At 59.4% G+C, this 24,320-nt stretch carries 14 protein-coding genes and 1 riboswitch; of the genes, 6 read left to right on the top strand and 8 right to left on the bottom strand.

The features are described from left to right. Positions 1-12 precede the first annotated feature (12 nt). Together QMX98_RS09830 and QMX98_RS09825 are read left to right on the top strand one after the other, a co-directional pair. Positions 13-4,875: an NEL-type E3 ubiquitin ligase domain-containing protein gene (locus tag QMX98_RS09830; protein WP_348967361.1), complete on the top strand. Its 4,863-nt coding sequence runs from the start codon at positions 13-15 to the stop codon at positions 4,873-4,875. Further along, positions 4,872-8,681, top strand: coding sequence for a DUF6543 domain-containing protein (locus QMX98_RS09825; RefSeq protein ID WP_282410659.1), 3,810 nt, complete (start codon positions 4,872-4,874; stop codon positions 8,679-8,681). The genes QMX98_RS09830 and QMX98_RS09825 overlap by 4 nt, the downstream gene beginning before the upstream one ends. Before the next feature lie 50 nt (positions 8,682-8,731). Here QMX98_RS09825 and QMX98_RS09820 read toward each other — a convergent pair whose 3' ends face one another. Both QMX98_RS09820 and QMX98_RS09815 read right to left on the bottom strand, forming a co-directional pair. Continuing rightward, positions 8,732-9,226, bottom strand: a complete 495-nt coding sequence (locus QMX98_RS09820) for a DUF934 domain-containing protein (protein ID WP_010460931.1) — start codon at positions 9,224-9,226, stop codon at positions 8,732-8,734. Continuing rightward, positions 9,210-10,868, bottom strand: coding sequence for a nitrite/sulfite reductase (locus QMX98_RS09815; RefSeq protein ID WP_010460929.1), 1,659 nt, complete (start codon positions 10,866-10,868; stop codon positions 9,210-9,212). Before QMX98_RS09815 ends, QMX98_RS09820 begins: the two co-directional genes overlap by 17 nt. Positions 10,869-11,392: 524 nt before the next feature. Here QMX98_RS09815 and QMX98_RS09810 point away from each other — a divergent pair. Then, a complete protein-coding gene (locus tag QMX98_RS09810) occupies positions 11,393-12,466 on the top strand; it encodes an ABC transporter substrate-binding protein (protein ID WP_145310436.1) in 1,074 nt (357 codons plus the stop codon). Here the strand turns inward: QMX98_RS09810 and QMX98_RS09805 are convergent. After that, positions 12,463-12,681 carry a DUF2970 domain-containing protein gene (locus QMX98_RS09805; RefSeq protein WP_010460924.1) on the bottom strand — a complete coding sequence of 73 codons (219 nt, stop codon included), beginning with the start codon at positions 12,679-12,681 and terminating at the stop codon, positions 12,463-12,465. The genes QMX98_RS09810 and QMX98_RS09805 overlap by 4 nt on opposite strands. An 864-nt stretch (positions 12,682-13,545) precedes the next feature. Next, positions 13,546-17,256, bottom strand: a complete 3,711-nt coding sequence (gene metH, locus QMX98_RS09800; protein WP_102595011.1) for a methionine synthase — start codon at positions 17,254-17,256, stop codon at positions 13,546-13,548. 155 nt (positions 17,257-17,411) lie between these two features. On the opposite strand from metH, the gene QMX98_RS09795 reads away from it, so the two are divergent. The 3 genes from QMX98_RS09795 to nfuA all read left to right on the top strand — a co-directional run bounded on the left by QMX98_RS09795 (position 17,412) and on the right by nfuA (position 21,560). Further along, on the top strand, positions 17,412-19,697 hold the full coding sequence (locus tag QMX98_RS09795; protein ID WP_282410658.1) for a fatty acid cis/trans isomerase: 2,286 nt from the start codon (positions 17,412-17,414) through the stop codon (positions 19,695-19,697). A 186-nt stretch (positions 19,698-19,883) separates the two neighbouring features. Next, positions 19,884-20,918, top strand: coding sequence for an acyltransferase (locus QMX98_RS09790; RefSeq protein ID WP_102595009.1), 1,035 nt, complete (start codon positions 19,884-19,886; stop codon positions 20,916-20,918). A gap of 57 nt (positions 20,919-20,975) precedes the next feature. Then, on the top strand, positions 20,976-21,560 hold the full coding sequence (gene nfuA, locus QMX98_RS09785) for a Fe-S biogenesis protein NfuA (protein ID WP_007898222.1): 585 nt from the start codon (positions 20,976-20,978) through the stop codon (positions 21,558-21,560). Between the two features lie 131 nt (positions 21,561-21,691). Here nfuA and cobM read toward each other — a convergent pair whose 3' ends face one another. The 4 genes from cobM to QMX98_RS09765 form a co-directional block, all read right to left on the bottom strand. Continuing rightward, the gene (cobM, locus tag QMX98_RS09780; protein WP_282410657.1) at positions 21,692-22,438 is read right to left on the bottom strand and encodes a precorrin-4 C(11)-methyltransferase; all 747 of its coding nucleotides are present in this window, start codon (positions 22,436-22,438) and stop codon (positions 21,692-21,694) included. A 99-nt stretch (positions 22,439-22,537) separates the two neighbouring features. Beyond that, positions 22,538-22,951, bottom strand: coding sequence for a cobalamin biosynthesis protein (locus QMX98_RS09775; RefSeq protein WP_010460913.1), 414 nt, complete (start codon positions 22,949-22,951; stop codon positions 22,538-22,540). Beyond that, a complete protein-coding gene (locus QMX98_RS09770; protein WP_282410656.1) occupies positions 22,948-23,652 on the bottom strand; it encodes a CbtA family protein in 705 nt (234 codons plus the stop codon). Before QMX98_RS09770 ends, QMX98_RS09775 begins: the two co-directional genes overlap by 4 nt. An 11-nt stretch (positions 23,653-23,663) precedes the next feature. After that, complete coding sequence (locus tag QMX98_RS09765; protein WP_010460909.1) at positions 23,664-23,855, bottom strand: CbtB-domain containing protein; 192 nt, start codon at positions 23,853-23,855, stop codon at positions 23,664-23,666. Positions 23,856-23,973: 118 nt separating this feature from the next. Then, a riboswitch (cobalamin riboswitch) is annotated at positions 23,974-24,202 on the bottom strand. Positions 24,203-24,320: the final 118 nt, after the last annotated feature.

Here is a 24,320-nt window from a genome sequence, read left to right as displayed (position 1 = left end):
CGAGTGATCACAATGTCTTCTCCGCCCACAAACTCAAACACGCCTGTGTTGACGCCAGATCAACAGGGTGTCTTTTTTGATCTGATTAAAAGTAATGCTCCTGCCTGGTTGCTGACTGCCTCAAGTCAACGGCGAAGTGAACTTTATGAAAGCCTGACCGCCAGCCATCGTTCAAGAGGTGAACTTGCCGACCTCCTGAAAGGCTTCAAATCGCCTGAAAGCGTCTGTCGTCCCTTACTGGCTCAAGCCATGTCGGACAAGCTGGGTACGCCACTGGATACGCAGGGCGTCATTTTTCAGCACGTGCGATCAACGTCCAGCCTGCTGGGACTTCGCAAGAAACTGGTGCTGCCGATTGATCGGGATCTGCTGTCGGCCGCCTGTGAAAATTTTGAACTCAGCGAAACACTGGCCGGAAACTATAGCGATACATCGTTAATTTATATCCCGCAAACCATCACCGGCACAGTCAATAAAGTCTTATCGATAGAGCCGCATGAGTTCGCCGCGTTGTGCCGCAAACTTGATCTTGGAAAACAATACCAGGCGCATGTCAAATCACTGTTTGAGCCAGCGTCAGGTATCAACCACTTATCTAACAAGTATGTTGCGCACGCCAAGAACAGCTTTGAAGTACAGCGGCATGTCGCGCTGATGAAAAAAGCCATCAGTGTCGAAATGCACCAGGCATTGAAGTCAGTCAAGGAACAGCGCCCCGTCAAACTTGGCAACCACACGCTGGGTTACCAGGCGTTGGAAATGTTTGATGTCACGGTCAGTGGCGCGATGTTTATCGGGCCGGTCGAGGAGCATGACGATGACGATTACCGCTGCGTGGTCTACCTGCCGGATGACCCGCTGCACCCGTTGAAGGAATACGCGTCCTTCACGGATTTCGAGGTGGAATTGAGTAAGCGTCTGAGAACCTCCGCGTTCCAAAAATTCTTCATGCGCTACATCAAGCTGGGTGAACGGTCCGCGTTTCTGCAAGCCCTTGAAAAACGCTTGTCCGTCCCCGTTTCCTCGCCGCTTCCCGCGACCAGTGTCTACGTGTCGCTGTCGGGTGTGGACATACAAGGCGACATGTTCGAGGAAATTTTTCGTCAGTATGCGAACCAGGTCATCGCCGATGCCCGGCTTCTGGTGGTGCCCACGGACGACGAAGACGAAAAATCCCGACTGGACAGGCTGGAGACCTACAAGGCCATCAGCCTTAATGTCCTGTTGTTCGGTGCATCGTTTGTGCCGTTTGTTGGCCACATCCTCTTGGCTGTGACGGTGATGCAGTTGCTGTCGGAGGTGTATGAAGGCGTGGCCAGTTGGTCCAGGGGCGAGCAGGAGCAAGCCACGGATTATCTGTTCGATACCATCGAAAACCTGATCCTGATGGCCGCGTTTGCCGCCGGTTCGGCGGCTGTTGGTACCGCGTTTAAAAACATCAGGACATCCGTCTTCATCGAGCGCCTGAGAAAGGTTCCGGGTGTGGACGCTCGGGGCCGTCTGTGGAATCCCGATCTTACGGTGTATCAACAGAGCCGACGTTTACCCCCGGCACTCGCAGCGGATGCGAGAGGACTGCACTGGATGGACGGTCAGGCGTACCTTCCAATCGATACACATCTGTATGCCGTGCGGCCAAAAACGGCGACGGACCTATGGGAAGTGATTGCCCCGGTGGGGAGCGGCGGCACCTATTCACCCGAGCTCGAAACTAACGATGTCGGGGCGTGGCGCCATGACTCTGAGCTGCCGCAAGAATGGGATCGGCTAAAATTGTTTCGCCGTTTCGGTTACACCCGCGACAAGGTGCCCGATACCACGGCGACGCACATCCTTGCCGTCTGCGGGATCGAGGACACGGTCTTGCGCCAGGCACACGTCGACCGCAGCCGGCCACCGGCACTGCTGGTCGATACAGTGCAGCGGTTTCGGGCGGATACTGCGGTCACCGACTTTATCGAGCAGTTGAAAACCCCGTCGTCGGCAGTCTTGGCAGACCCGGATCTGCAATTGCACCTGCTGACGACGTCCCGTCATTGGCCAGACAACTCGGCCATCAAAGTCGTCACTGCCGCAGGCAGGCAAACGGGTTTCTATGGCGCGGCCACGGCGTTACCGGGGAAAACCGTCAGCCTCAATCAGGATGCTTTGCATAAGGGCCAATTACACACCTCGCTGCTGACAGCCATGGACAGCGCCCAACGCCAAAGCCTTCTGGGCTCCACTACCCAGGACGCAAGCGCGCGGGCAAAGGCCCTGACAAAGCTCATTGCCGATCAAGCCGAAAGCAGCAAACTCGCGCTGTTCGAGCGGATTTACAAACGTACTGAAGTACCGGCTGATGCCCGGGTCACGGTGTTGATCGACAAGATCGCCCAGTTGCCCTCGGCGATTGCCGAAGAACTGGTGCGGCATGCCGATGCTACGGAGTTGAGCAGCCTGGAGGAGGGCAACGTACCCTTGCGTCTGGCGGAGGAAGCCCGTCGTTATTTGCAACGGGTGCAGGTCAGTCGCGCTTACGAAGGGTTGTACCTTAATGCCGTGGGTGGGCTGGCCACCGACCGCCTGGTGCTCAACACCCTTGAGCAACTGCCGGGATGGACGGGTAATACCAGGGTTCAGTTGCAGGCTTCGTCAGGTGTGCAAAGCGAGTCGATCAGCATTGGATCGGCGGACGCTGCGCAGAAGCTGCAGATCGACGTCCATCCTGATCGATACAGCGTGTCGATCGACGACATTGCTCCCGCCACCGCATTCGCGGGACGCACGCGCGAACAGTATTTCAAGGCCCTCTGGCATGGACTCTCGACGCCGCTCAAAACAGCACTGGGCGTTAACCTGAGCGACGGCGGGGCAGCGTTGCGAGAGAAAATAACGCAGCTCGCCCTGACACGGCGAACCGCCATTGCGCAACTGATCGATGCACGCCCCCCGCGAGCGGGCTACACCTCCCCCATGCGGCTGGCAGACAGGCACGCCACGTCGTCTTCTCCCGTTATGCCGAGGCCCGTGCTCATCAAAACCACCCAAGACGTCCTGGTCCGCAGGGCGCTGGAACTGTATCCGATGCATTCCCCGGTTCGCATTCACGCGTTGGTAAATGATCTGGGGCAGAACGTGACGGTCGTCTTGAAGAAGCTGGAAGCGTTGAGGCTGCAATTTCAGACCATCAGGCAGGTACTGAGTCACTGGGTCAGTCGGCAAACCTGGTATCTGCAGCCCGATGGCTCAAGGCAGGAGGTCAGTCGTCTCAGCAAATATCGCATCGCTCAGGCGATCATTCGCTGCTGGCGCAACGAGCCCGAGGCGAGTGAAGCGGGCGCTAACCTACGCTCCACACTCAGCTTTGACGCCCAGCCTCTGGGCGAATTGCCGGTTATCGTCGGGGACTTCAGCCACGTCGAGAGGTTGGTGCTGGACGGCGTGGGCGCCAGCGCCGGGCTGAACGCCTTCCTGAGAAACTTCCGCACTCTTCGAAGCTTGTCATTGAGAGGCAATCAACTGACGAGGCTGCCGCTGGCGTTGAGCTCAATGTCCGGGTTGGTTCATCTGGATCTGAGCGACAACCTCATTCAACTGACCTCTGAGTCGGTGACTCAATTGGCCGATATGACCAGCCTGCAATCAGTGAACCTGGCGTTTAACCCAAACCTTGTGAGGGCTCCCGATGTCAGCAAGTTGCAGCACCTGGAACACCTGAACCTGCAAGGCACCGGGATAAAAAACTGGCCTTTGGGCGCCTCCGGTTTGCCCAGGCTGAGTGAGCTGGATTTACGAGACAATCAGATCGAAACCCTGCCTGAGGATGTCTTCAAGGGGCATGCGGTCCCGAACAAAGGCACCAACCTGTATGGCAATCCTCTGTCCGCCGACACGTTGAAAAAGGTCGTGGTGCATCAGCAGAAGACCGGTGTAAGCCTGGGGATCATTGCTTCGGACTACCGTCGCTCAGGCGCTTACTCGCCGACCGAGGCTCACAGTTCCGCGTGGCTGACCGGGCTTGGCTCTACCGAAACCCGGCGCAAGCGCGGGTTGTGGGATTCATTGCGCGCCTATCCAGAGTCCAGGGGCTTTTTCACTGTGCTTGCGCAACTGTCCGAGACGGCCGATTACAAACGACTGTTCAGCCACTTCAGCCAGCGGGTGTGGAGTGTCGTGGAGGCTGCGACGGAAGATGATGGCTTGCGACGCAGGCTGTTTCGTCTGGCCCGGGTCGGAAGGTTCAGCGCTGATGGCTACTCCGCACTCTTCAGTGAGATGGAAGTGCAGGTGTTGTTTTATCGGGCCATGGCCGCAGCCCTCACCGGGCCTGCTTCGGTGGAGCAGCAACTGATCACCCTGCTCAGGGGGTTGTTCAGGCTGCATGAGGTCGAGGGGTTTGCGCTGGCGGATATCAATGCGCGCACCGGTCCACAGTCCGGAAGCTACGAACAAGCTCTGGAAATCAGTCTGGCGTATCGCGTGGGGCTGGCCGAACGCCTGAGCTTGCCGGCTCATCCCAGAATGGTGACATCGGCGTTGGATGTCGAGGTGGCGCCGGCGGCGCTGGAACGGGCTTATCAGAAAGTCCTGACCACCGAACGCACCAGCGCGTTGCTGGAATGGATGATCATCCAACGGTTTTGGGTGGAGTATCTGGAGGTGTCAAATCCAGATCGTTTCCTGGCAATCGCCGACCGCTCGGCACGAGATTTTGCGCAGGTGGAGAGGCAGGCTGAACTCACCCGTCCGGTGGCCACCGAACGCCTGAACGCCATTTTCGATAACTTCAAAAATGAACGTCGGGCATTGATCAGGCAGCTCACCGGTGCGGCGCTGATGCGCCATCCCGCGCCTCCAGTCCCGGGGCCCAGCCATTCGGGGGCACCTCAATGAACGACATCGCTCACGAGTCTGCTGATAGCCCGACACCGTCGGCGGCGCCGAAATGGCGTGATGAATTGAAAGCCGTTATCGATCTCGCCTTGCCACAATCCCCAGGCCAGTTCGGCGAATGCCTGATCAAGCAAAAGTGGGGCGCGGGCATCGACCCGCAGACGGCCTTGCTGGTCACGCTCGATTACCATTACAAGGGACATCCTGCCGAGAACGGTTTCGAGCAGGGACGAGTGGCAAGTTCCCGGTCGCTGCTGCACGCGCTGCTGTCCAACGACCAGACGGTGGGTGACGGGCGTTTTGCCGAGACGGCGTTCGGCCTGTACACGCCGCCGGACGTGGGACCGACGATTCGGATCGTCGAGCACGTCGACGAATTCGCCGATCACGGCAGCGGCAATCACCAGACCTATGAAGGCATCTACCGGCAGACCACCCCGCAGGTGTATGGGCCGCTGACTCAGTTCAATCTCAGGCCTGCCGATTTCAAGAAATGGGTCTGGGAGCTGGAGCTCAAGGACCTGTACCAAGCGTATCTCGATCAGGCATGGCCAGCCGACGCTGTGCAGGTGGCGGCCAGACCGTCCGCATTGAAAACGTCGGTCAAGGCGGCGTTCGTCATGGCGGCCTGGTTGCAGCGACATGAACAACGCCTGACGCAAGAAGGTCTGGCGCTGGCGATGCGGGCGGCAGGTCTGTCCGCCGATCAGTCCTGGCAAACGCTGACCCTTGAGCAGCTGCAAGCACCGACTCGCGTGCCTTCAACCGTCAAGTTCGGCCTTCTGAAACTGTACCGCTACACCGCGACCGATATCTGGGCCTTCCGTGACACCGTCAGTGCCCGTGTGCTGGTGTACATCCCTGGCAATTCTTCCCCGCTGCATGAATTCGCCAATACCGCGCAGTTGCGCCAGTGGGTTGCCACGCAGGGCAAGCTAGACACGACCAGGCAGGCCTTGGCCCGTCACTTTGCCGAGGACGATCGCGAAGATGGAACGTTTCACGCCGGCGTTCTGACAGCGCTGGATGGCATGGCGATTTATCCGGCTAAACATTGGCTGGGCAACAACGCCGGTTTCTTCAACAACGATGGCTATTGGGACCCGAACGATTACATCGGCTTCGATGATCCGGCGGCGGCGACCGACCCTTTTGCCCGCCTGCTAATGACAATGAAACAGGCCGCACGGGCAGAGCTTCAGGCCATCCGTGACGATGCGCAGGTCAACCGGGATCAGTTGAGCACCGTCGTCGAACCTGTTGTGCAATGGGTCAACCGGTTTGGTCCGCTCGCCTTGTTTGTCCCAGGAGGCGAGGGGGTGCTGGCATTGGCCGGGCTCATTGACGCCGGGTATGGCCTGAATCAGGCGGTCAATGGAAAAACGCCGGGCCAACGCTCGGAGGGCCGGACACGCACGGTGTTTGGCTTGCTGAATGCGTTGCCGATGCTGGGTGCCGAGTCAGCGCTCAAGGGCAGCGCTGCGCAGGCCGATAGCATGGCGGAGCGCGTCCGCGAGCCCAGCGTCGATCCGGCAGAGCCGGGCGCCCGTCCTGCGTCGGAACCGGCCGTTGCGCCGACGCCCTTGAACCCTCGCATCGAATTGATCCGTGGAATCGGCCCCTCGGTGGCCGCCTTCAGCGATGAGGTCCTGGCGCAGATCGCCAAGGTCAGCGCGGTCGACGATGACATGCTGCGGTTGATGCAGACGGGCCGTCCACCGACCCCTTTATTGGCGGATACCATCAGCCGCTTCAAGATCGATCAGGATCTCGGTCTGGAAGCAGACACTGTGCTTTTCAACCAACGCTACGAAGCGCTGCAAAAGTCGGAGCATGAATGGGTCCGGCTATTTCAGCGCGAGTACCCCGACCTGCCGACAATCGCCATCGAGCAGATGCTCGACCGCTATGGCATCGACATCACGTCGTTGCCAGATGCGAACGAGGCCAGGCAGGTATTCGCGCGACTGGACGGCAAAGCCCGGCAATACCAACAGCATGTCCGTCTCGACCGGGTCTATGAAGGCTTTTACCTGCGCTCGGTCGCGAATGCCGAGACGGACACGCTGGCATTGCACTCGCTGAACAATCTGCCCGGCTGGCCGAAAGACCTGCGCATCGAGGTCCTCGACGGTGCGTCCTCTGGCCGGGTGCTTGATCGTTGCGGCCCCCTTGACAGCCCTCACTGCCGAAACATCATCAAGGTGGGAAACCGTTACCTGCGCCAAGGCCGGCAAACGGATGTCTATGACGCCGTCCTCGGCGTGCTGACGGACGAGGAACGCTCGGCGTTGCACCTCACGTCACCAGACCCGGCCAAGGCGTTGCGGCTCAACCTCGGCGATCGGGCATTGTCCCGTGCCGATACCCTGCTCGGCCTGCAAAGGCTGGACACGGGGCTGACCTTTGAACGGCAGGGACTGCGCGGCGGCGGTTACCCGACAACCCCTCAGGGTGACGCCCTGAAGTTGCAAGCGATCAAGTTGCAGTTCAAGGATATTTATCCGGACATCAGCGACGCGAGCATTGATCAGGTGTTGCTGCTGGCAGAGGGCAGGGTGCAGGCGTATATCGACCTGCTGGCTCTGCAACTGCAACAGCTCAATGTCGATTTGACCGAATGGGTCGATCAAGCGGTACAAGACATTGCCGATATGGACGTTCCCTTCGTGGCCTTGGGCGATGAGGAGGCGGAGGGGATGAACCCTGCGCAAATCGCCGTGCACAATGCCCACGTCCTGCACACCGCCCTGCAACAGGAGCGCGGGGTCAGGACTGAGCTTGCCGTGGAGCTTGTCGCCATTTGGCAAAAACGCGGGCCGCTGCAAGATCGTGTCTATGTCGACGGGCAACTGCGTGGTGTCAGGCTGGACCTGACCTTCGAGGACTTTCACCGATTACCCACGCTGAATGCCAGGCTCAACGATGTGATCGAATTGTCGATGCATGGTTTTCACCTGACCGAGCACGAGAGTCTGAACGGGTTCCTGGAGGGCTTTCCGAACCTTGAAGTGTTGAATCTGGAAGGCTTCGATTTGCGTCCTTTCTTCGTAGGCGGTGACGCAGGGCGCGCCTTGCCGCCCGTTATCGGGCAGTTGCCGAAACTGGTCTCACTCAATCTGCGAGCCACACAGTTGGCATTCACTGAGCGCGCCGCTTCACAATTGAGTGATCTGACCCACTTGCAAACCCTGGACCTGAGCGACAACCCGTTGGGCGTTCCGCCAGTGGTGCTGGGCATGAACAATTTACGCCAGCTCAACCTGAGGAATACGGCGATCAATCGCTGCCCTGTCGGGGTCAAGGATGAGCCTTATCTGACGATGCTGGACCTGCGCGACAACCATATTACTCGGGTTCCGCCCGCGATCATCAATCAGGCGGTGGCGGACGACCGCGTATTGCTATGGGGCAATCCGTTGACAGACGAGGACACGCTGCACCGGTTGATCAGTCATCGTGAACAGACGGGCATCAATCTGTGGCTGAGCGCTCCGGCCGCGGATTATGGTACGCCGACGGTGTGGTTGCGCGACTGCGACGAAGCGTTGCAACAGTCCCGGCAAGCCCTTTGGCAGCGATTGGCAGGTAAACCCTCCGGTACGCGGTTTTTAGCCGTCATAGACCGGCTGAGCCTGACGGCCGACTTTCGGGTCAGTTACCTGTCACTTCAGGCGCGAGTCTGGCGGTTGTTGCATGAGGCCGATGCTTCAGAGGACATGTGGGGGCGGATAATTCGCGGGAGCGGGCGCTTCGATCACCCGATGGCGGCATTCCGGGCGCTGGAGGCGCGTGCGGGTTTCTAAGCGAAGGAGGGCGCCTTGAACCCCGGGCGGGGTTCAAGGTTTTGCCGGTATCAGCGGCGACGGAACAACGGCAGCGGTTCGTCGGTGGCGGCCTGATAGGTCACCGAGAAGTCCTTGAGACCTTCAAGGGCTTCATACGGGTCTTTATCGGCGCGAATGGCAAAGGCGTCGAACCCGCAGCGGTGCATGTAAAAGAGCTGGTCGCGCAGCACATCGCCGATTGCCCGCAATTCGCCTTTGAAGCCATAGCGGTCACGCAGCAGACGTGCGTTGGAGTAGTTGCGCCCGTCGGTGAAGGCCGGGAAATTCAGGGCGATCACTTGGAACTGATCGACGTCTTCACCGATTTCCTCGGCTTCTTCATCGGCATCCAGCCACACGCCAAGACCGCCATCGCGGGCCTTGAGCATACGACTGTGTTCGCGCCACAGCTGCAGCGGGACGATCAGGTCATCGCAGTTGCTGATCTCGTCGATGTTGAAATCCTTGGGCAGCAAGTGCCAGGTTTCGTCGACGACCTCGTTGTTCTTAATGATTCGCTGCATAGACGCGTTCCTTGAAGAGGTCGATGCCAATACGCTGATAGGTGTCGATGAAGCGCTCGTCTTCGGTACGTTGCTCGATGTACACGTCGATCAGTTTCTCGATCACGTCAGGCATGGCTTCCTGGGCGAAGGACGGGCCGAGGATTTTGCCCAGGCTGGCGTCGCGGCTCGCGCTGCCACCGAGGGAGACCTGGTAGAACTCTTCGCCTTTCTTGTCCACCCCGAGGATGCCGATGTGGCCGACGTGGTGGTGACCACAGGCGTTCATGCAGCCGGAGATGTTCAGGTCCAGTTCGCCGATGTCGAACAGGTAGTCCAGGTCTTCGAAACGACGCTGGATCGACTCGGCGATCGGGATCGACTTGGCGTTGGCCAGCGAGCAGAAATCACCGCCAGGGCAGCAGATGATGTCGGTCAGCAAGCCGATGTTCGGCGTGGCAAAACCTTGCTCGCGCAACTCGCCCCACATCGCGAACAGTTGGGACTGTTCAACGTCGGCCAGGATGATGTTCTGCTCGTGGGACGTGCGCAGTTGACCGAAGCTGTAGCGATCGGCCAGGTCGGCCACCGCGTCGAGCTGCTTGTCGGTGATGTCGCCCGGCGCAACACCGGTCGGCTTCAGGGACAGGGTCACCGCCACATAACCCGGCTTTTTGTGGGCCAGGGTATTGCGGGTGCGCCAGCGGGCGAAGCCCGGGTGTTCTTTGTCGAGCTCGGCCAGTTGGGCCGCCTGGTTGTCCAGGGCCTTGTACTCCGGGTCGACGAAGTGTTTGGCGACGCGATGCACTTCGGCCTCGGTCAACGTGGTCTGGCCACCGCGCAGGTGTTCCATTTCCGCGTCGACTTTCTGGGCGAAGACTTCAGGCGTCAGGGCCTTGACCAGAATCTTGATCCGCGCCTTGTACTTGTTGTCACGACGGCCATAGCGGTTGTAGACCCGCAGGATGGCGTCGAGGTAGCTCAACAGGTCTTGCCACGGCAGGAATTCATTGATGAACGCGCCCACTACCGGTGTACGGCCGAGACCACCGCCCACCAGCACGCGGAAACCGAGTTCGCCGGCCGCGTTGTGCACCGGCTCGAGCCCGATGTCATGGACTTCGATGGCCGCACGGTCAGACGTCGAACCGTTGATAGCGATCTTGAACTTGCGCGGCAGGTAGGCGAATTCCGGGTGGAACGTGGTCCACTGGCGAACGATCTCGCACCAAGGGCGCGGGTCAATCAGCTCATCGGCAGCGACACCGGCGAACTGGTCGGTGGTGACGTTACGCAGGCAGTTGCCGCTGGTCTGGATCGCGTGCATCTGCACGGTGGCCAGCTCAGCGAGAATGTCCGGGATGTCTTCCAGCGCCGGCCAGTTGAACTGGACGTTCTGCCGTGTACTGATGTGGGCATAGCCCTTGTCATAGTCGCGGGCAATCTTGGCCATCATCCGCGTCTGGCGCGAAGTCAGTTGGCCGTAAGGCACCGCCACCCGCAACATCGGCGCGAAGCGTTGGATATAAAGCCCGTTTTGCAGGCGCAGGGGGCGGAATTCTTCTTCGCTCAGCTCACCTGCCAGATAGCGTCGGGTCTGATCACGGAACTGCTTGACGCGGTCCTCGATGATCCGCTGATCGTACTCGTCATATACGTACATATAAGTCCTGTTCTCAGGCTTGGGCCGGTCGGATCCCGTTGCGTTTTTTCGCCTGGAGGTCTCCGATGCTGCCTCGGCAATTCTGCGCGCACGGCCGCGCACTCCCTACGGAGCCGGGGCAAGATACCAGTTTGCAGTTATGCGCAAAAGTGATGTTTGAGTATATGTAAAGAACCAAAACGACTAACGAGATCCGTTATGGATAAACCCGTATTTGTCGTGAGGGCAATCGTCGTCTTTACTGTGGTCGAGTCTTTATGCAATCACCGATAAAACCGACAAGAGGCGATGCAATGAGCAACCCTACCAAAGCGACAAAACCTGATAGCACGGTCGATGCTTGGGCGATTCTGTTCCTGATCATTCTGGTCGTGGGCACTGCGGTATTTTGGGTCAGCCATCAATAACCGACCCCGTCCGGGCCCGGTTCCGACGATTGTCGGACAAAAACCGGAATAAACGCCGTTTGCCGTGACTTCGCTGGCTATAATGCGCGGCGAAAATTTCCGGGGGCTCGGGCGTTAATGTTGAAGTTTGTCTACACCTTCCTGCTGATGCTTGGCGCGGCTTGGGGCCCTGTCGCGCATGCAGAGTCGGTGTTGTTTCTCAATCCGGGCAAGACGGATGAGGCCTTCTGGATCAGCTATTCGCAATTCATGCAGGCGGCCGCCAAGGATCTGCGCATTGATCTGCGAATTCTGTATTCCCAACGCATGCCCGAGCTTACCGTGGCGCAAGCCCGCCTGGCCCTGCAAGGTCCCGATCGTCCGGACTATCTGGTGTTCGTCAACGAACAGTATGTCGCTCCACAGATTCTGCGCCTGGCTCAAGGCAGCGGGGTGAAGCTGTTTACGGTCAACGCTTCGCTGACCGCCAATCAGCTGAGCCTGCTGGGCGAGCGTTCCGATCGATTGGGCAGCCTGGTGCCGAACGATGAGGAGGGCGGCTACCTGATGCTCAAGGAGCTGATTCGCCAGCATCCACCCGTGGCGCCTGGGCAGGTCATCGAATTACTGGCGTTTTCCGGCCTGAAGATCACGCCGTCGTCGCAACTGCGCGAACAAGGCATGCTGCGCGCCTTGGCCGAGCACCCGCAAGTGCGCTTGCGCCAAGTGGTTTACGGTGGCTGGAGCCGCGGAAGGGCCTATGAGCAGGCCAAGTTGTTGTTCCGGCGTTACCCGAATGTCTCGTTGGTGTGGTCTGCCAATGACGAAATGGCGTTTGGCGCCATGCAAGCCTATTCGGAGACGGGTGGCGTGCCCGGCAAAGATGCCTTGTTCAGCGGGGTGAACACGTCGCCCGCTGCATTGCAGGCGATGATCGACGGTCGCCTGAGCGTGTTGGTGGGCGGGCACTTCACATTGGGCGGTTGGGCGCTGGTGGAGTTGCATGACGTGGAAATGGGCGTGGATCTGGACCAGTACGGCGGGCGCGACCGGTTGATTCCGGTATTGCAACTGATCGACAAGGCCCACGCCAAGCGGTTGCTGGCCATGGGCGCATCACCGGATTACGGGGTGAATTTCCGTCGTCTGTCGGCCAAGGGCCGGCCGACCTCCTATCGCTATCCGTTCAGCTTGCAAACCCTGATGCGCTAACGCCCCGCCAGATGCACCACCAGTTGCACGATGCCGAACAGCGTCAATGCAAACACCGCCGTGAACAGAATCCCCAGAATCACGAAATGACTCGGCTTGCCGTGGGTGAAGTCCCGCGCCCGATTCTTCCCGCTCTGCACACCGAACGCCGCCGCCATGACGCTTTGCAGCATCTGCCAGAAGGTCGGTGGCTTGTTGTCGACTGGATCGTCCATAAACCCCTCGTCATCAATGTGTGAAGAGTAAGCATAGACAATCCGCGGCATGCACAAAGCAAATGTGGGAGCGAGCTTGCTAGCGAAGGGGTCGTAGCATTCAACATCTTCGTTGAACGTTATAACGCCATCGCGAGCAGGCTCGCTCCCACACTTGATCGGGTTGATCCACACGTTTGTGAACGACCCAAAACAACTGTGGGAGAGAGCTTGCTAGCGAAGGGGTCGTAACATTCAACATCTTCGTTGACTGTCACATCGCAATCGCGAGCAGGCTCACTCCCACACTTGATCGGGTTGATCCACACGTTTGTGAACGACCCAAAACAACTGTGGGAGCTAGCCTGCTAGCGAAGGGGTCGTAACATTCAACATTTTCGTTGACTGTCACATCGCCATCGCGAGCAGGCTCGCTCCCACACTCGATCGGGTTGATCCGCACGTTTGTGAACGACCCAAAACAACTGTGCGAGCTAGCCTGCTAGCGAAGGGGTCGTAACATTCAACATTTTCGTTGACTGTCACATCGCTATCGCGAGCAGGCTCGCTCCCACACTTGATCGGGTTGATCCACACGTTTGTGAACGACCCAAAACAACTGTGGGAGCTAGCCTGCTAGCGAATTGGCCATAACATTCAACATCTTCGTTGAACGTTATAACGCCATCGCGAGCAGGCTCGCTCCCACACTTGATCGGGTTGATCCACACGTTTGTGAACGACCCAAAACAACTGTGGGAGCTAGCCTGCTAGCGAAGGGGTCGTAGCATTCAACATCTTCGTTGACTGTCACATCGCCTTCGCGAGCAGGCTCGCTCCCACAGGGGCCTCATCTGGCCACAATATTGTGGCCAGGCGCCTGGGTTAGTTGTCGTAACCGAGGTTAGGCGCCAGCCAGCGTTCGGTCACGCTCAGTTCCTGCCCTTTGCGCGATGTGTAGCTCTGCACCTGGTCCTTGTCGATTTTGCCCACCGCAAAATATTGCGCCTGCGGATGAGCGAAGTACCAGCCGCTGACCGCTGCCGCCGGGAACATCGCATAGTGCTCGGTGAGGAACACGCCGCTGCGGCCGGCCTGCATTTCGCTGGCCTCGGGGTCGAGCAAGGCAAACAGGGTGCTTTTCTCGGTGTGATCCGGGCAGGCCGGGTAGCCCGGGGCAGGGCGGATGCCGGTGTATTGCTCTTTGATCAGCGCCTCGTTGTCGAGCGTCTCGTCCTTGGCGTAACCCCAGTGTTCTTTTCGCACCTGCTGGTGCAGCCACTCGGCACACGCCTCGGCCAGTCGGTCGGCCAGTGCCTTGACCATGATCGAGTTGTAATCATCGCCGGCGTCTTGATAAGCCTTGGCCACTTCTTCGGCGCCGATCCCGGCCGTGGTGATGAATCCACCCACGTAGTCGGTGATTTCGCTGTCCTTCGGCGCGACGAAGTCGGCGAGGGAGAAGTTCGGCTTGCCATCGGTCTTGATGATCTGCTGGCGCAAGTGATGCAGCTTGGCAATCGGCTTGCCGTCATCGCCGTAGACTTCGATGTCATCCTCACGCACCTGGTTGGCCGGCCAGAAGCCAAACACCGCACGGGCACTGATGAGTTTCTCGTCGATCAACTTGGCGAGCATTTCCTGAGCATCGGCATACAACGCGGTAGCGGCTTCACCGACCACTTCGTCCTGGAGGATGCGCGGGAACTTGCCGGCCAGGTCCCAGGAGATAAAGAACGGCGTCCAGTCGATGTATTCGGCCAGAACCTTGAGGTCGATGTTGTCCAGCACCCTGGAACCGGTAAAGGTCGGTTTGACCGGCACATAAGTGCTCCAGTCGAACTGCGGCTTCTTGGCGATGGCGGCCGGGTAGCTCAGGCGTTCGGTGCGGGCGCTGCGATTGGCGGTGCGCTCGCGAACGTCGATGTATTCCAGGCGAGTCTTTTCGACGAACGCCGGTTTCAACTCCTTGGACAGCAACTGCGTCGCCACGCCCACGGCGCGGGAGGCGTCGGTGACGTAGATCACCGCATCGTTGCTGTACTTCGGTTCGATCTTGACCGCCGTGTGCGCCTTGGAGGTGGTCGCGCCACCGATCATCAGCGGCAGATGGAAATCCTGACGCTGCATCTCGCGGGCCACGTGGACCATTTCATCCAGCGAAGGCGTGATCAGACCGGACAGGCCGATGATGTCGCACTTCTGCTCCTTGGCCACTTGCAGGATCTTCTCCGCCGGGACCATCACGCCGAGGTCGACGATGTCGTAGCCGTTACAGCCGAGCACCACACCGACGATGTTCTTGCCGATGTCGTGCACGTCGCCTTTCACCGTGGCCATCAGGATCTTGCCCTTGGCTTCCGGCTTGTCGCCTTTTTCCAGTTCGATGAACGGGATCAAGTGGGCCACGGCCTGTTTCATCACACGGGCGGATTTCACCACTTGCGGCAGGAACATTTTGCCGGCGCCGAACAGGTCGCCCACGATGTTCATGCCGGACATCAGCGGGCCTTCGATCACTTCGATCGGGCGGGCGAACGACTGGCGCGATTCTTCGGTGTCTTCCACGATGTGCGTGGTGATGCCCTTGACCAGCGCATGCTCCAGACGCTTGTTGACGTCCCAGTTGCGCCACTCTTCGGTCTCGGCTTCCTTGACGCTGCCGTCGCCCTTGTATTTGTCGGCGATGGCGAGGAGGGCGTCAGTGCCGTTCGGCGTGCGGTTGAGCACCACGTCTTCGACCGCGTCGCGCAGCTCGGCCGGGATCTGGTCGTAGATCTCCAGCTGACCGGCGTTGACGATACCCATGGTCAGGCCGTTGCGGATCGCATACAGCAGGAACACCGAGTGGATCGCCTCGCGCACCGGGTTGTTGCCGCGGAACGAGAACGACACGTTGGACACGCCGCCCGAGGTCAGCGCGTAGGGCAGTTCGTCGCGGATGTAGGCGCAGGCGTTGATGAAGTCCACAGCGTAGTTGTTGTGTTCTTCGATGCCGGTGGCCACGGCGAAGATGTTCGGGTCGAAAATGATGTCTTCCGGCGGGAAGCCGACTTCGTTGACCAGAATGTCGTAGGAGCGTTTGCAGATCTCTTTCTTGCGCGCTTCGGTGTCGGCCTGGCCGGCTTCGTCGAACGCCATCACGACCACGGCGGCGCCATAGCGCTTGCACAGTTTGGCGTGGTGAATGAACTGCTCGACGCCTTCTTTCATGCTGATCGAGTTGACGATGCCCTTGCCCTGAATGCACTTGAGGCCGGCTTCGATCACTTCCCACTTCGAGGAGTCGATCATGATCGGCACACGGGAGATGTCCGGTTCACCGGCAATCAGATTGAGGAAGGTCACCATGGCCTTCTTCGAATCGAGCATCCCTTCATCCATGTTGATGTCGATGATCTGGGCACCGGCTTCAACCTGTTGCAGGGCCACTTCCAGCGCTTCGGTGTAGTTGTCTTCACGGATCAGGCGGGCGAATTTCGCCGAGCCGGTGATGTTGGTGCGCTCGCCGACGTTGACGAACAGCGAACTGCGATCGATGGTGAACGGCTCCAGGCCCGAGAGGCGGCAAGCCTTCGGGATTTCCGGAATGACACGTGGTGCATAACCGGCCACGGCTTTGGCGATGGCTTCGATGTGGCCCGGCGTGGTGCCGCAGCAGCCGCCGACGATGTTGAGGAAGCCGCTCTGGGCGAATTCTTCGATGACCTTGGCGGTTTCCGCTGGCAGCTCATCGTACTCGCCGAATTCGTTCGGCAGGCCGGCGTTCGGGTGTGCCGAAACGTGGGTGCCAGCCTTGTTTGACAGTTCTTCCAGGTACGGGCGCAATTCTTTGGCACCGAGGGCGCAGTTCAGGCCGACCGAGATTGGCTTGGCGTGGGCGACCGAGTTCCAGAACGCTTCGGTGGTCTGGCCGGACAGGGTTCGGCCGGAGGCGTCGGTAATGGTGCCGGAAATCATGATCGGCAGTTCGATACCCAACTCTTCAAACACACCCTGCACGGCGAAGATCGCGGCTTTGGCGTTCAGCGTGTCGAAAATGGTTTCGATCAGGATCAGGTCGGCGCCGCCTTCGATCAGGCCTTTGGTGGCCTCGGTGTAGTTTTCCACCAATTCATCGAAGGTCACGTTGCGGTAGCCGGGGTTGTTCACGTCCGGTGACAGCGAGCAGGTGCGGCTGGTCGGCCCGATCACGCCAGCGACGAAGCGCGGCTTGTCCGGCGTTTCCAGGGTCTTTGCGTCGGCCACCTTGCGTGCCAGGCGCGCGCCTTCTACGTTTAACTCATATGCCAGGCCTTGCATGCCGTAGTCGGCCAGGGAAACCTGGGTGGCGTTGAACGTGTTGGTCTCCAGAATATCGGCGCCGGCATCCAGGTAGGCTTTCTCGATCGACCCGATCACGTCCGGGCGCGTCAACACCAAGAGGTCGTTGTTACCTTTGACGTCGCTTGGCCAGTCAGCAAAGCGTTTGCCCCGGTAATCCTGCTCTTCGAGCTTGTAGCTCTGGATCATCGTGCCCATGCCGCCATCGAGAATCAGGATGCGCTCTTTGAGGGCGTGCTTGAGAGCTTGAAGGCGAACGCTGCGATCGGACATTGGGACTACTCGAAAAGACCATGACGAAGGGCCGGGATAATAGCAAACCTGTGCGCTTTTAGAGCATGCTCCGGTTTTGCATGAATATCGCTCATGTTGGTGAGGGGGCGAGACCGGTAGAATCGCGGCGTTTTTTCAGGATCAGGACCAGGGACATGTCGTATCGCGTCATCACCAGCATCTTTATGCTGCTTATAAGCTGGGATGCCGCTGCGCAGGGTCCGGCGATTTCCTACACGCGTGACATTCAACCGATCTTTACCGAAAAGTGCGTGGCCTGCCATGCCTGCTACGACTCCGCCTGTCAGCTCAATCTGGGCAGCGGCGAAGGGGCGGCGCGTGGCGGGACCAAATCCCCGGTTTACGACGGCGAACGCAGTCAGGCCGCGGCGCCGACCCGGTTGTTTTATGACGCTTTCGGCAAGCGTGCCTGGCAGCAGAAAGGCTTCTATTCGGTACTCGACGCCCAAGGCAGCCAGGCGGCGTTGATGACGCGAATGCTGGAGCTGGGCCACACAACCCCGCTGCAACCCAACGCCAGGTTGCCGGAAGACATCGTCCTGGGCCTCAACCGGGAAAACATGTGCGCCATGCCGGCGGAGTTCGACGGCTACGCCAGTACCCACCCGAAAGAAGGCATGCCGCTGGCCGTCACCGGCCTGACCGACCAGCAATACCAGACGCTCCAGCGCTGGCTGGCTTCGGGTGCGCCTATCGATGAGCAAGGCCTGGTCCCGAGCGCGAAAGAGGCCATGCAGGTGGTGCAGTGGGAAAACCTGCTCAACGCCCCGGGTGCCCGGGAAAGTCTGGTCGGTCGCTGGTTATTCGAGCATTGGTATATCGCCCATATTTACTTCAAGGACGGTGAGCCGGGGCATTTCTTCCAATGGGTCCGTTCACGCACCCCGACGGGGCAGCCGATCGACCTGATCGATACGCGCCGGCCGAATGATGATCCGGGCACTCGGATTTATTACCGTTTGTGGCCGGTGCAGGGTGTGATCGTGCACAAGACCCACATCACTTATCCGCTGAGCGCGTCGAAGATGGCGCGGATCAAAACACTCTTTTACAGCGGCAACTGGCAGGTCGATGCCTTGCCGGGATACGGGCCGGAGCGCCGGGCCAATCCGTTCAGTACGTTTGAAGCGATCCCGGCTCAGGCGCGTTATCAGTTCATGCTCGATAACGCCGAGTACTTCGTCCGTACCTTCATTCGCGGTCCGGTCTGCCGTGGCCAGATCGCCACGGACGTGATTCGTGACAACTTCTGGGCATTGTTCCAGGCGCCGGAACATGACCTCTACATCACCGACCCGAACTACCGCGGCCAGGCCACGCCGTTGTTGGCGATGCCGGGACAAAACGACGATGTCGGCAGCGTCCTGAGCCTGTGGCATGACTACCGCGACAAGCGCAACGAGTACGAAGCGCTACGCCGGGACAACTACGCCGATCTGCCGGCGCCGAGCTGGTCGACCCTGTGGGCAGGCAACGACAACGCGTTGCTGAGCATCTTTCGGCATTTCGACAGCGCATCGGTGAACAAGGGCCTGATCGGCGACGTGCCGCAAACCATCTGGCTGTTTGACTATCCGCTGCTGGAACGCACGTATTATCAGTTGGTGGTCAACTTCGACGTGTTCGGCAACGTGTCTCACCAGGCCCAGACACGCTTGTACTTCGACCTGATCCGCAACGGCGCCGAGCAGAATTTCCTGCGCCTGATGCCGGCCGATTCGCGGGACGATTACCTTGATGATTGGTATCAAAGCGGTGGCAAGTTCAAAATGTGGCTGGATTACGAGTCCATAGACAATGACACGCCGACGGCCCTGAAGCTGGATGAAAAGGACCCCAAGCGCGACTTCGCGATGCAACTGCTGGCCCGTTATGGCGAGCTCGATGCCAAGCCTGATCCGATCAACCGTTGCGACGGCGCTTACTGTTCGCGACCGAACATCGACCCGGCGTTGCAGAGTGCCGAGCAAGCCTTGAGTCGCCTGACGTCACGCCCGGCGGCCGGTTTGAATGTCATCAATCAATTGCCGGAAGCGACGGTGCTGCGCATCGAGACGGCGAGCGGCAAGCGCGAGGTCTACAGCCTGCTGCGCAATCGGGCCCACAGCAATGTGGCCTTCCTGCTCGGCGAATCGCTGCGCTATCAGCCTGGGCTCGACACCTTGACCATTTTCCCGGGCGTGCTCAGCAGCTACCCCAACTTCATGTTCAACATACCCGCCGACCAGGTGCCGGCGTTCGTCGATGCGATGGAAAACGCCAAGGATGCGCACCGCTTCGAGAAAATCGTCGAACGCTGGGGCATTCGCCGCAGCCATCCGCAGTTCTGGTTCTACTTCCATGACCTGAGTCGCTACATCCACGAAACCGAGCCGGTGGAAGAGGGCGTGCTGGATATGAACCGGTACGAGAATCTTTGATCGACCTTTGACTGCTGGTCGGTGTCGGACTCAATAGGCACCGCCATTCCCCTGTAGGAGCGAAGCTTGCTCGCGAAGAGGCCGGTACATTCAACATCATTGTTGGCCGGTCGATCGCCTTCGCGAGCAAGCTTCGCTTCTACAGGGGGCTGCGGTGATGTGTGAAGTGCGATCGGAGGGGCGCCGATGTTGATTTCAGTACAGGCACTGCGCGCCGTCGCGGCATGGACGGTGGTCTGCCACCATTTCATGCAGATATTCTTCGACTTCAAGGCCCGTGGTCCCGTGGGTCAGATGTTCATCGACAAGGGCGCGGTGGGCGTTGATATCTTTTTCGTCATCAGTGGCCTGGTGATCTTCCTGTCCACCGAAGGGAAATCGCTGCCACCTGCACGGTTTCTCCTGTATCGACTGTTTCGCATCGTTCCGGCGTACTGGCTGTACACGGTGCTGATGGCGCTGGTGGTCGTGTTCGCACAGCCTGTGTTGCCGGATCAGACGGTCGACTGGTCACATGTCCTGCTGTCGCTGTTATTCATTCCCACGCAAAACCCCGGTGGCTACGGCATCTATCCGACCCTCAATGTCGGCTGGACGCTGAATTACGAAATGCTGTTCTACGTGCTGTTCGCCTGGGCATTGCTGTTCCGTTTGCAGGTTCGGCTGCTGATCGTCGCGGCGTTGCTGTTTGCGGTGTGCCAGGCGTGGACCGGTTATGGCTGGATCAGCGAGTTCTACCGCTCGGACATTGTTTATGAGTTTCTGCTGGGGATCGCCATCGGCATGATCTACCGGCGCGGCTGGATCAAGCCCGGTGTCTGGCTGCCCTTGCTGGGGATTGGCGGCGCGTTGCTGGCGATTTATAACCTGGCACCGCAGCCACGCTTCCTGGCCTGGGGCGTGCCCGGTGCGGTGTTGGTGATGGCGTGCATGGCGCTGGAACGCTTTTTCGAGAACACCCGTCTGTTCAAGGTGCTTGGCGATTGTTCCTATTCGGTTTACCTGATGCATGTGCTGGTGCTGTCTGTCGGCGGATATGTCGCGCAGCGTTATGGGGTAAATCCCTACGTGATGTTCGCCGTTTGTGTGGTGACCATCGGCGTGGCTTCCTGGGCAAGTTACGAATATGTAGAAAAATGCAGCTATCGGTGGCTTAAAGAGTGGATCGACGGCGAACCGGCAAGCAACGCTGTTCCGGCTCTTTCCCGACAAAAATACTAGGACTTTGTACGGCGCGATGATTGGCGTAAACTGCGCCCAAGCCTGCGAGGAGTTTCCATGACCGCTATTACCATCACCGACGCCGCACACGATTATCTGGCTGATCTGCTCTCCAAGCAGAACACCCCGGGCATCGGCATCCGCGTCTTTATCACCCAGCCTGGCACCCAGTACGCCGAAACCTGCATTGCGTACTGCAAGCCGGGCGAAGAGAAACCTGAAGACACCGCGCTGGGGCTCAAAAGCTTCACCGCTTACATCGATTCGTTCAGCGAAGCTTTCCTGGACGACGCGGTCGTCGACTACGCTACCGACCGCATGGGCGGCCAACTGACGATCAAGGCGCCCAACGCCAAAGTGCCGATGGTCAACGCTGACAGCCCGGTCAACGAGCGTATCAACTACTACCTGCAAACCGAGATCAATCCGGGGCTGGCCAGCCACGGCGGTCAGGTCAGCTTGATTGATGTGGTCGAAGACGGCATCGCCGTATTGAAATTCGGCGGCGGTTGCCAGGGCTGCGGCCAGGCAGACGTCACCCTTCGCGAAGGCATCGAGCGCACCTTGCTCGAGCGCATTCCCGAGCTCAAGGGTGTACGCGATGTAACTGACCACACGCAGAAAGAAAACGCCTACTACTAAGTAAGGTGTTCGCTGCGAAATGAAAAAACGGCACCCGTGAGTGCCGTTTTTTATGGGTGAAATTCACTGGCCCCATCGCGAGCAGGCTCGCTCCCACAGGGGGCTATCATTGGATACCCAATGGGAGGACCCTATGGCCTGTAGAGATGTGCATGTCCGGCGCGATACAGCGATGACTCACTGAACTGATCACTGCCCAACACCCGACCCACCAGAATCAACGCCGTGCGGCGAAATCCCTTGGCTTCAACCTTCGCGGCAATGTCCGCAATCGTCCCCACCACCCAATCCTGATCCGGCCAGGTCGCGCGGTGAATCACCGCAATCGGGCAGTCGGCGCCGTAATGTGGTAGCAACTCCGCCAGGATCTTCTCCAGATGACTGACCCCCAAATGAATCGCCATGGTCGCCCCGTGCTGGGCCAGGCTCCCCAGTTCTTCACCGGCCGGCATCACGGTTTTGTCGGCGTAGCGGGTCAGAATCACACTCTGTGAAATGTCGGGCAGGGTCAGTTCAGCCCCCAAAAGCGCCGCACACGCGGCAGTCGCCGTGACCCCCGGGATGATTTCAAACGCAATCCCGAGTTCACGCAGACAGCGAATCTGCTCGCCAATCGCGCCGTAAAGACTCGGATCACCGGAATGCACCCGCGCCACGTCCTGGCCGTTGGCATGGGCGGTCTTGATCAGTTCAATGATTTGCTCCAGGTGCAATTCGGCGCTGTTGACCACCTGTTCGGCACCATGGCCTTCGAGCACGGCGGCGGGCACCAAAGAGCCTGCATAGATGATCACCGGGCAACTGCGAATCAGCCGTTGGCCTTTGACGGTGATCAGTTCCGGGTCACCGGGACCTGCGCCAATGAAGTAGACGGTCATCGTCCGTTCCTTTGAATAAAAGAGTCTGTCAGAAAAGGGGCTTGGGCAAGGCTTCAGATGAAGATTGCTCATGATCGAAGGCGGGGATTATCGGGGATCTTACGCAACGCAGGCCAATGCCAGGGTGGCCTGGGCATATTTTTGTCGCGAAATCAGCAGTTTTGCCGGGGCCTGGGCCAAGTGTTCGGCGAGGGCCAGGGCGGCACTTTCCGCCACGCCGTAGCAGCCGGTGCGTTCGAACGCGATGTCCGAATGATGGCTGAGTTGCGGTTTGTAACCTTCCAGTTGCTCACTGCTGAAATACATCAGCGGTAACGCCAGTTGTTCGGCGAGTTCGACCAGGCCAGGCTCATCACGCTTCAGGTCGATACTGGCCAGGGCCTTGATCTGGTGAAGTCCGATTTGATGAGCCTGCAATGCCTGATCGATCAACGCCCGCAGCGTGCTGGCGGGGCAGCCGCGCTGGCAGCCCAGGCCGACGACTAAAGTCGGCGCTGTGCGAGGATCAATCATGCGTGGTATTGGCCATCGCTTTTGCGGCGGAACAACCAGGCGCTGATCAGGCCCAGGGCCAGCCAGAACGCGACGTTGGTCAGCTGCGACGCGATTTTGAACTGCGCTTCCAGCGCTTGCGGAGCGAGCATCGAGTGCACTTCCGGTTGCGGCGCGCCGATCACGTGCGGAACGGCGAGAATCGCCACGCCAAGGATCTTCATCAGCCAGTGACGGCTGAACACGATCAAGGCGATGCCGACCGCCGTGGAGGCGGCTGTACTGATCCACCAGAGTTGCCGTTGCGCCAGATCAGCTGCGGCAGTGCCCGGCAGTTCAGGCGGCAGGCCGAGGGTCGGGGCCAGCACGAAGGTCGCGTAACCGGCCAGGCCCCAAAGCAAGCCCTGGGAGGTTTTGGTCGGTGCACGCAAGGTGTAGAGGCCAGCGAGCATCAGGGCGAAACCGACGGCGACCACCAGGTTACCGCCCGTGGTCGACAGCACGCGCTGCCAACCGTCTTCCGGTTCCCAGGCTTCGGCGTCGTGAGTGTGAGCGGCGGCACCGGCGGCGTGTTCGTGAACTTCAACAGCGACCGGCTCGGATTTTTCGTAGGTTTCGGCCTGCAGAATCAGCGGCGAGACACAGAAACTTTGCAGCAGGGTCAGCAGCAGGGCGGCCAGCAGCCCTGTGAAACCTGCGGTTTGCGCAATACGCTTGATCATGTCAGCAGGTCTCAATGGCACGGGAAGGCAGAGCTGTGACGGGTGTCGTGCGCGGCATTGTGCACCGCTTCGATGTGCGAGAACCCAGCGAAATACACAAGGCACGCGCCAAGGATCGACGCACACACGGCGGCGGTCAGGCGTTGGCTCAGGGTTGTGGTGGTACTGGCGGTGCTGTGGTCGGTGCTGCTGATGATCGACATGGCGCATCCCTCTGGTCTGTCAGCGGGTGAATAGAGCGCATGGAAGACCCCTGCGAGTCGGGCGCGCAGAGGTTCAAACAGCGCCCGCCCACCGCGGGTTTGTTATTCAGTGACGTAAAGGTCACTTTGTGTTGCGGGCCGGTCTCCGGGCTCACGAGGGGTCAAGGCTTGCGCCTGAACCTGCAAGCATCACCTTCCCATGCCGAACTGCTGGCACAGTGGATCTGACGCTTCGCTCGCTTACCGTTGCGGGGGCAGCACCGGACTGACATGGCTTGGAGTAAAGCACATGATTCACCGGTTTCCCGTTTCACCCTGTGAAGGGCACCCGTAACAAGGCGTGTAGGAGAGCATGGGCGGGGGTTTGACGTCAATTGGCATGGGTTCTCATTCGATAGCCAGGTGAATTCTTCGCGGGCACGCCTCGCTCCTGTAAACGCACCGCTGTCCCGCAGGAGCGAGGCG

Origin of the sequence: Pseudomonas sp. PS02303, from assembly GCF_029959925.1 — a bacterium.
GTDB classification, from domain to species: domain Bacteria; phylum Pseudomonadota; class Gammaproteobacteria; order Pseudomonadales; family Pseudomonadaceae; genus Aquipseudomonas; species Aquipseudomonas mandelii.
This window is presented reverse-complemented; position numbering and strand designations above follow the sequence as displayed.